This is a genomic window from Neisseria sp. P0006.S004, from assembly GCF_051963015.1.
Taxonomy (GTDB): domain Bacteria; phylum Pseudomonadota; class Gammaproteobacteria; order Burkholderiales; family Neisseriaceae; genus Neisseria.
In genome coordinates, this window is sequence record NZ_JBQCUS010000001.1 from 340,170 (window position 1) to 348,800 (window position 8,631).

Consider the following 8,631-nt stretch of genomic DNA (forward strand, 5'->3'; position numbering starts at 1 on the left):
GGAGCGGGAAACGAGTCTCGAACTCGCGACCTCAACCTTGGCAAGGTTGCGCTCTACCAACTGAGCTATTCCCGCATATTGAAAAAGAACAATCAACAAGTAATCAGTATGGAGCGGGAAACGAGTCTCGAACTCGCGACCTCAACCTTGGCAAGGTTGCGCTCTACCAACTGAGCTATTCCCGCTCTGATATTTGTTGCTTCGTATATCGAAGAAGACGCAATTATTATGGATTTAATCGCGTGCGTCAAGTGTTTTGTTTTTATTTTTTTAAAAATTTATTTGAATTCTTTCCATGCCATTTTCAGGTAGTAGCACATTGACCAGATGGTCAATACAGATGCTATAAACATCAATATGTTACCAATGAGATAGAAAGGATCGTTATATTTGTCTGTGCCAATAAGCAAAAGGAAGATGGCGATCATTTGGGCAGTGGTTTTGAATTTACCGATGGTTGCCACGGCAACGCTACCGCGTTTACCCATTTGTGCCATCCATTCGCGCAAGGCGGAAATGGTAATTTCCCGGCCGATAATAATCATGGCGAAGATGGCGTATGTTCTGCCAAGGCTGACGAGCAGGAGCAGGGCAACTGCGACCATGAGTTTGTCGGCAACGGGGTCGAGGAATGCGCCAAAGTCAGAAGTTTGTTTCCAACGGCGTGCTAAAAAGCCGTCAAACCAGTCTGTAATAGCTGCAAGTGCAAAGATGATGGCGGCTGTCCAGTTGACGGTTTGTGGTTGAATCCATGTGTTCGGTAAATAGAATAGGATGGTGAACACGGGGATTAATAGGACGCGCATCCAGGTAAGTAAAATAGGTATGTTCCAAGGCATGGTTGGGGACCTTTTGGACGATGTGTCGGATTGTCCATTATAGCTTATTTGTTCACTCTGCTTTTTGAAGTGTTGTTTTTTGCCGACAAGTATCTTAGGCATAGATTTTTGTCGTGTGGGTTGTGAAGAAAATCTGCTAAGGCCGTCTGAAAAATAGGCTGTTGCGGGGTGTAAATGTTTTTGGGCAGGTAAGTGGATGCAAAATAGTGGGCAACGAGGTCGGCTTGCTGCTCGATATTGAGTTGGTTGAAGTGAGGCAGAGGTATGGGATAGGCGTAAGCTTTGCGTTTCCTATATCCGCCTTTGAGCATAATGAATAAACCGGACAACCAAACTTTGTGACCGCGCTGGTGTTGCCAGACATGTGTCAGCTCATGAATCAGCCAAATTTTGTAGGCTATGCCGGCTTGAGTGAAATCTTCGGGGCAGTGTTTACGCGGAAAGTATATGTTTCCATTGGGCGCAATGGCGGTATTGGCGTTGGGTATAAGTGGAATGCCGCGATATATTTTGATGCGGTGGAAGTTTATGCTGTCCGCAAAAACTTGTTTTGCCATACGGACTTCATTTTCGGTCAGTCTGCGCCAATCGGAAAAAATCATATTTGGAAGGGAATATTAAGAGGGTATGAAGATTTCAGGCCGTCTGAAAGGTTTCAGACGGCCTGGGTCGGGATTTATTGTTCTGTTGAAGCGGCTTGTTTGCCGTTGTCGAACAATTTGTCCATAGGCGTCAAGTTGACTGCATTGCCTTGGCTGACTATCCATTTGTTTTCAACACGCCATACGCCTGAGGCATCTTCAACGCGTAAGTACCAATGATTGGTTGGGCGTAAAGGTTTAAAGACGGCTTCGTATTCCATGCGGCCGTTTTGTGGTTCGGCTGTTACGGCGCGCAGCTTGACGGTTTGGTCATCGGCTTTGCGCGTTGGGTGCATCAACAATAGGTTTAATGGCTGTTTGGTATCGAATTGTCCGCTGACGAATACTTTGGCGGCATTCATATCCGGACTGATTAAGACCTGCACCTGAATTTGCCGTTTAACGGCTTCTTCATCGCGGTGAAGTTGGATTTCGATGTGTTTGCCGTCTTTGTAGTAATCGTCAGACACCAAGTCTGTCGTATGTTCTTTTGCGACGAAGAACATGGAAACGCTGGCGATAACGACGAAGATGGGGCCTGCCATCAGCACCCAGGGCCAAATATGTTTGTACCAAGGTTTGATTTTGGGTTGTGGGGACACCGTTTATTCTCCGATAAAGGTTGCTTTTTCTTCTAAAGTAGTCGGTTTGGAGTCGGCAGAGCCGGTCTCGTGATAGATAAAGGTAAATTCAATCGGATGGCTGCCTTTGTCGGCGTATTCGGGAATGGTAGATACCTGTACCGGGATGGTAACGGTTTCCCGCGGCGCAATTTTAATACCGTTTTCAGGTAGACCGGTCAGTGCGATTTCGTCAAAGCCTTTGACGGTTGCGGTCATCAGTTGTTCGTTTTCACTATTGTTGATAATGCGCAGGTTATAGGCATTTTCCAACCAGCCTTGGCTGTTTTCGCGAACCATGACGCCACGGTCTTTCAGGATATCGACTTCGACCATTTTTCGGGTGGAAATGCCGACCAGGAAGGCGATGATGACCACCAGGAGTACTGCGCCATAACCGGCTACACGCGGACGTTTCAAGCGTTTTTTGATATCGCTTTCAGGGTATTCGTGTTCCAACGCGCCTTCGGTCGTGTAACGGATCAAGCCGCGCTTGTAGCCCATTTTGTCCATGATTTCGTCACAGGCATCGATACATGCCGCGCAGCCGATACATTGGTATTGCAAACCGTCTCGGATGTCGATACCGACAGGGCAGACTTGCACGCACATGGTGCAGTTGATGCAGTCGCCCAAACCGCTGTCTTCTTTGTTGGCGGTTTTCTTGCGTGCGCCGCGCGGTTCGCCGCGTTCGGTATCGTAAGAAATAATCAGCGTGTCTTTGTCAAACATTGCACTTTGGAAACGTGCATACGGACACATATGCAGACACACTTTTTCGCGCATGATGTGGGCGAAGAAGAAAGTCATGAATCCGTAAAATGCTGCGGCAAACATCGTGCCGCCGCCTGCTGCTCCGGTGAATAAATCGGGAACAAATTGGCGGATCGGGACAAACCAGCCTGCAAAAGTGATACCTGTCCATGCACAGACAAGGAAAATCAGTAGGTATTTGGTGGCCTTAATGCGAATTTTAGTAAAGTTCCAAGGCGATTTTTCCAGTTTTAGGCGTTTGTTTCTATCGCCTTCGACCAAGTTGTCAATCCACAGCATAATTTCGGTGTAAACCGTTTGCGGGCATGAATAGCCGCACCACAAACGACCGGCAATGGTTGTCCACCAAAACAATCCGAATGCGCAAATCATCAGCAGCAAGGCAAGGTAAATCAAATCGCCCATACCCAGCGACAGTCCGAAAATGAAGAAATGACGGTCAGGGATATTGAATAAAACCGCCTGACGGCCGCTCCAGTTGAACCATGGAATAACGTAAAATACAAACTGGGTCGCCAATACTGCGGCGATACGCAGTTTGGCAAAGCGTCCTTCCGCCTTTTTAGGATGGATGCGTTCGCCTTCAGGATGGATTTGAATCACGCTGGATTTGGGTTTGGAAGGTTTGGGCGGAGTGGCTTTTGCTGTTTTTTCTGTTGAGGGTGTGGTATTTTCAGCTTGGTTTTCTGGTGACATTTCAGTGTTCCTTGATGAAGTGCACACAAGCCTGTTGTCATGGTAGTAGTTTGATGTGAATATTTTCAGACGGCCTTTCGCGTGCATACAAATCATAACATTTGACTCTATTCAAAGCAAAAGAGGGACTTCGTCTTAACGATGGATTCCTTACGGCCGTTTGATGTAGGGCCGTCTGAAAAGGGCAGTATTCAAAGGTTTATGGTTCGGCCTGTGTGCAAACTTATAGTGATTTGCTATTTACACGATAAAAATATATAAAGCACTGTTTCAAAACGAAATAACAGTTAATATCATCTATCCTGTCCGTTTCGGGCAACCGAGTGGAAACAGGCCGTCTGACAAAGCGAATATCAAAAGCTATCCTTGAAAGCACGGCTGATTCAGGCGATAATCGGCACACCTTTTTTCATATTTCCAATCTTGTCCAAGGAAGGTCAAACCATGTCTCAACTGGCAAACGCAATCCGTTTCCTCTCAGTCGATGCCGTACAAAAAGCCAACTCAGGCCACCCGGGTGCGCCTATGGGTATGGCGGAAATGGCGGAAGTGTTGTGGACGAAGTTCCTCAATCATAATCCGGCCAACCCAAAATTCTACAACCGCGACCGTTTTGTCCTCTCCAATGGTCATGCTTCCATGATTCTTTACAGCCTGTTGCACCTGACCGGCTACAACGTATCCATCGAAGATTTGAAAAACTTCCGCCAACTGCACAGCAAAACCCCCGGCCATCCAGAATATGGTTACACCGACGGCGTGGAAACCACGACCGGCCCATTGGGACAAGGTATTGCCAACGCAGTGGGCATGGCTTTGGCCGAAAAAATCTTGGCTGCCGAATTCAATAAAGACGGCTTGAACATCGTTGACCACCACACCTACGTCTTCATGGGCGACGGTTGCATGATGGAAGGCGTATCGCATGAAGCCTGCTCGCTTGCCGGTACTTTGGGCTTGGGCAAACTGATTGTTTTATATGATGACAACAATATTTCCATCGACGGTAAAGTGGACGGTTGGTTTACCGAAAACATTCCGCAACGTTTTGAAAGCTACGGCTGGCATGTGATTCCAAATGTAAACGGTCATGATACTGATGCCATTCAGACGGCCATTGAAGCTGCTAAAGCCGAAACCGGCAAGCCGTCCCTCATCTGCTGCAAAACCTTAATCGGCAAAGGCAGCGCCAACAAAGAAGGCAGCCACAAAACCCACGGTGCGCCTTTGGGTGCGGACGAGATCGAAGCCACGCGCAAACATTTGGGTTGGGCTTATCCTGCGTTTGAAATTCCGCAAGAAATCTATGCCGCATGGAATGCAAAAGAAAAAGGCGCGAAACTTGAGGCCGAATGGAACGAACTCTTCGCTCAATATCAAGCCAAATACCCTGCCGAAGCCGCAGAATTCGTGCGCCGCATGGATAAAAAACTGCCGGACAACTTCGATGCTTACGTTCAAGCCGCATTGAAAGAAGTGTGTGCCAAAGCAGAAACCATCGCCACTCGTAAAGCCAGCCAAAACAGTATCGAAATCTTGGCAAAAGAGCTGCCTGAATTGGTGGGCGGTTCTGCCGACTTGACCCCGTCCAATCTGACTGACTGGTCAAACAGCGTTTCCGTTACCCGAGAACACGGTGGCAACTACATTCACTACGGCGTACGCGAGTTCGGTATGGGCGCAATCATGAATGGCCTTACCCTGCATGGCGGTGTTAAACCATTCGGCGCGACTTTCCTGATGTTCAGCGAATACGAGCGTAACGCTTTGCGCATGGCTTCACTGATGAAAATCAACCCTGTATTTGTGTTCACCCACGATTCCATCGGTTTGGGCGAAGACGGCCCGACCCACCAACCCATCGAGCAAACCGCCACTCTGCGCCTGATTCCGAATATGGATGTATGGCGTCCGTGCGATACTGTTGAATCCTTGGTGGCGTGGTCTGAAGCCGTTAAAGCGGACGATCATCCGTCCAGCTTGATTTTCAGCCGTCAAAACCTGAAATTCCAAGCGCGTGATGAGCAACAGCTGAACGACATCAAACGCGGCGGCTATGTCATCAGTGAAGCTCAAGGCAACGCACAGGCTGTTGTAATCGCGACCGGTTCTGAAGTTGAATTGGCTCTGGAAGCGCAAAAGGTATTGGCAGAACAAGGTATTGCCGTACGCGTTGTTTCCATGCCTTCTACCAATGTATTCGACCGCCAAGATGCTGCCTACAAAGCCGCCGTTCTGCCGGAAGGCTTGCCACGCGTAGCCGTAGAAGCCGGACATGCCGACGGTTGGTATAAATACGTCGGTTTGAACGGTGCCGTGGTCGGTATCAACCGCTTCGGCGAGTCTGCACCTGCTGACTTGCTGTTCAAAGAATTCGGCTTTACCGTAGACAATGTGGTTGCCACTGTTAAATCCGTTTTGTAAATCAGATTTTTGATTGAGATAAAAAGGCCGTCTGAAATTTCAGACGGCTTTTTTCTAGGTCTTACCGTTTGGATTTGCGAATACAATGATTTGTAATTCAAATAGAAACACTTTAATCAACATCATTTTCGAGTATGTGGGGAATTTCTTTTAATTTAGCAACTGTTTTTCAAATACCTGTTTCTTAGAATTTTCGACGATCTTCCACCTGTATAGGAAAAAAGGCTGATTGAAACGGCATGTTTTGTTCCCATCCCTGTTGCATTAAAACTGTTTCTCCACACTGATGAATGTCTGCATATTCTTGCGAGAATAGAAGCCGCTCATATTACTGTCGATTTTCAGATAACGGAAATTCAAATGCGGCACTAAGCCTTTCCATGAAATTTTATTGTGCCAAATAGAGGCATTTGCCTGATATTCATGGTCTTTACGGGTCAGACGATACACCAGGCTACCCGGAGCATCAAAGGTACGATGGGCGTAGCGCAGGTTGGTACGGATGCCGAATCCGTTCTCAAACGCTTTCGCCGTGCCAAAGCGTATGCCCTTGCGTACGGATGCCTGCTCCGCTTCTTTGGTCATGTCATGCGACCAGTCCACGCCTCCGTAAATCAGCCAGTTTTTCGGCGCAGAGTATGCCAGCGTTGCTCCCACTAGCGGCATATGGCTGTTGTAACGCATTGCCGAATCGCTGTCTCGATAGTATTTTTTGATATATCCTGCATTGATCGAGAGCCGCCATTTTTCGTTCAGACGACGTGAAAAGTCGGTATGGATACCGGTTTCACGATTATAGCGTTTGCCGCCCAGCCAGTTTTGCTCGGCAAACGGTACAACCCCGAAAGATTGCACCGCCGAACGGTTTTTATAGCCTGCCGCCAAGCGCAGGCTTTGCTCGTTAAAATCCTGATTGTCCCAATAATGCACGCCGTCGCCGCTCAGGTTGCCGTAAACAAAATGATGCCCGCCCATGTTGATTTCGCGCGATACACCGGCGCCGTAGCGGATACCGTGCGCCTTTTGCGGCAGGCTCTCAGCGGTTTTATTCCAGCGTCTGCCGTTCCATTCTATAACGCGCTCGGACGAGGCATTGTTCACATTATCGGTCTGTTCGTATTGCAGCGAAACATCGGGCTGCCAGCTTTGCTCCGATTCAATGGAAGCAAGATAACGGTCGGCAAGTTGCTGCATGGGCGGCTGCAAATCCGGTTTTGCCCGTTTCAATTCAGCTTTTGCCTCACGGTACTGTTTGTTTTCAAACATCATTACGCCCAAATCGAAACGCGGATACGCCAAATCGGGATGTTTCGCCAAAATGCCGCGATAGAGTGATACAGCCTCACCATGCCGCAACTGACTACGCCGCAACGCGCCTAAAGCATAATCGTATAAAACGGCATCACGGTCGGGCGCGGCTTTATATTGCGCCAACAAGCCTTCCAGTATCTTCCAGTCCCGTCCGATTAATGCGCGGTTGATCTGTGCTTCCAATGAGGAATCGGCAGAAAGGTTGTCTGAAAGCTTCTGTTCTGCGAATTTGTCGTCGGTAAAATCTTTTGAGGGCATTTCGCTGTTCGGCTGCTTGTCAAAAAATACAGGCGCAGGTACATGGACAACGGGTGTATCGGCAAGGGCGGCTGTTGGGAAAGAGAACATCAGTAAGACAAGATGATTTTTATTCATTTTATTCAGTGGGATATGGATTGCAGGAGTATCCTGTCATTATACGGATAACGCGGTGAAAATGGTCGAAAAGGTCGTCTGAAACGGTTTCAGACGACCTTTTGGTTATATCACATCCCAATTAGTGGGAGCCGGCGAAACCGATTTCACCGTCATTAACCGTACCGACGATTTCTTCCGCATTAGGGCCGAAGAAGCCGAGCGCATAATCGCCACGGTTGGAAGAGCCTTGAATACCGTATCCCTTAATTTCGGTGTTATCAATTTCGTTGGTGTAGCTGCCTTCTCGAATAGACGCTTCGTGCAGATTGATATCGCTGCCGATTCCGGTAATTGTGCCACTGCCTTTTCCGTTGTCAAAGTTAACAGAGTACGCCAATTTGCCCTGACTTACACCATCGCTTGCAATACCTGAGTAGTTAAATTTGCCCGCAGTCGGCAGGGTTTGGGTAGTTTGACCTTTAATTAGGATATAAGTATCGTCAAGTTTTTCTGATTCATTGACTCCTGATCCTCTAACTGTTGTATTAGTCGGATTGATACCTGCAATCAAAGAATAGTTTTGGCGGTAAATATGGGCTTTACCACTTCGGGTAATGGTGTAATTGTTACCAGAAGCATTTGCAATGGCAGTTTCTTGGAAGTTTTGATTGAGCTTTAATTCTTTGAGCGGGTATCCAGATAAATTAATATTGCTGCCGCTGCTGGATTGATTGCCCAGTGTTACATTGTATGATTTAACAGTTGCCCCCGGTGCTCCCAAATCTTTTGCTAATTTTTGAATATCCTCAATTGCGTTGGTTTTCAACCCGCCGTATGAAACCGAAAAGTCAACGCGTGGTGTAGCGTTGCCGGAAGTATTGCTATTGTTGCTGGAAGTATTGCTATTGTTGCTGGAAGTATTGCTATTGTTGCTGGAAGTATTGCTATTGTTGCTGGAAGTATTGCTAT

The 8,631-nt window shown here is 47.7% G+C and carries 7 protein-coding genes and 2 tRNA genes; 1 reads left to right on the forward strand and 8 read right to left on the reverse strand.

Features of this window, described 5'->3' with window-relative positions; all coding sequences use genetic code 11:
- Window positions 1–2 precede the first annotated feature (2 nt).
- From ACTHR2_RS01585 to ccoG, 6 genes are all read right to left on the reverse strand, one after another.
- Window positions 3–75 (reverse strand) — tRNA-Gly (locus tag ACTHR2_RS01585).
- Window positions 76–109: 34 nt separating this feature from the next.
- Window positions 110–185: transfer RNA gene (locus tag ACTHR2_RS01590), tRNA-Gly, on the reverse strand.
- 93 nt (window positions 186–278) lie between these two features.
- Complete coding sequence (gene pgsA, locus ACTHR2_RS01595; protein ID WP_003679552.1) at window positions 279–839, reverse strand: CDP-diacylglycerol--glycerol-3-phosphate 3-phosphatidyltransferase; 561 nt, start codon at window positions 837–839, stop codon at window positions 279–281.
- A 44-nt stretch (window positions 840–883) separates the two neighbouring features.
- Complete coding sequence (locus ACTHR2_RS01600) at window positions 884–1,396, reverse strand: type IV secretion protein Rhs (RefSeq protein WP_440375268.1); 513 nt, start codon at window positions 1,394–1,396, stop codon at window positions 884–886.
- Between the two features lie 119 nt (window positions 1,397–1,515).
- Window positions 1,516–2,082, reverse strand: coding sequence for a FixH family protein (locus tag ACTHR2_RS01605; RefSeq protein ID WP_039862483.1), 567 nt, complete (start codon window positions 2,080–2,082; stop codon window positions 1,516–1,518).
- A 3-nt stretch (window positions 2,083–2,085) separates the two neighbouring features.
- A complete protein-coding gene (gene ccoG, locus ACTHR2_RS01610) occupies window positions 2,086–3,570 on the reverse strand; it encodes a cytochrome c oxidase accessory protein CcoG (RefSeq protein WP_440375269.1) in 1,485 nt (494 codons plus the stop codon).
- A gap of 444 nt (window positions 3,571–4,014) precedes the next feature.
- Here ccoG and tkt point away from each other — a divergent pair, with 444 nt between their 5' ends.
- A complete protein-coding gene (gene tkt, locus ACTHR2_RS01615; protein WP_440375270.1) occupies window positions 4,015–5,994 on the forward strand; it encodes a transketolase in 1,980 nt (659 codons plus the stop codon).
- Window positions 5,995–6,258: 264 nt separating this feature from the next.
- Here tkt and ACTHR2_RS01620 read toward each other — a convergent pair whose 3' ends face one another.
- Both ACTHR2_RS01620 and ACTHR2_RS01625 read right to left on the reverse strand, forming a co-directional pair.
- Entirely contained in the window at window positions 6,259–7,680 is a 1,422-nt protein-coding gene (locus tag ACTHR2_RS01620; protein WP_440375271.1) for a surface lipoprotein assembly modifier, read from the reverse strand.
- Between the two features lie 121 nt (window positions 7,681–7,801).
- Window positions 7,802–8,488 (reverse strand): factor H binding family protein, encoded by a 687-nt coding sequence (locus ACTHR2_RS01625; protein WP_263341519.1) that lies wholly within the window; start codon window positions 8,486–8,488, stop codon window positions 7,802–7,804.
- Window positions 8,489–8,631 lie beyond the last annotated feature (143 nt).